The following is a 723-nucleotide window of genomic DNA, read 5'->3' as shown; positions in this document are numbered from 1 at the left end:
TAAAGAAAGCTTTTTTTATGCGTTCAGCTCATTCACCATTTTGAATAATGCTCTCTCCACTTGGGAACAATGATGCGGAGGAGAGGTGAATGATGTTGAATATGATCAGACGTTTGCTGATGACCTGTTTATTTCTGCTTGCATTTGGCACGACATTTTTATCAGTGTCAGGAATTGAAGCGAAGGACTTGTCAAAATGGGTGCAGGAACATCAGGAAAAGCACTTGAAGCATGCAGGACTGACATTAAAAGCATTGCAGCAGAAACAAACACAAACCACGTCCGCGGCTGAGGATAAAACAAAACCGTTAGAAGAGGCATTTGATTGGGATGATTATCCAGTCCAAAGAGTAACAGCAACAGGCTACACAGCAGGAGCTGAGTCGACGGGCAAAAATCCCGGTGATCCATTATACGGGCTTACATATTCAGGTGTGAAAGTGAAACGGGATTTATATTCCACGGTTGCTGCTGACCCGTCCGTTTTCCTGATCGGAACAATTTTATTCATTCCGAACTACGGTCTCGGAGTTGTGGCCGACACAGGATCAGCTATTAAGGGAAACCGCCTTGATCTGTACTTTGAGACAGTCAAAGATGTATACAATGAATGGGGCAAAAAAACCCTTGATGTATATGTGATTAAAAAGGGAACGGGAAAGATTACCGAGGATGAGCTTGAGAAGCTCAATGAAACAAAATCTTTGCAAGTGTTCAGAAATC

General features: G+C 42.7%; 1 protein-coding gene. It reads left to right on the top strand.

Annotated features, from left to right (window positions below; all coding sequences use genetic code 11):
• Positions 1-89: 89 nt before the first annotated feature.
• On the top strand, positions 90-723 hold a 634-nt coding region (gene spsC / locus ACWHAR_RS26925; protein ID WP_452088409.1), incomplete at its 3' end, for a stationary phase survival protein SpsC.

This window comes from Bacillus sp. LR--39, from assembly GCF_053613335.1.
Note: the sequence above shows the minus strand (reverse complement) of the source record. Positions and strands in the feature narration are given on the sequence as shown.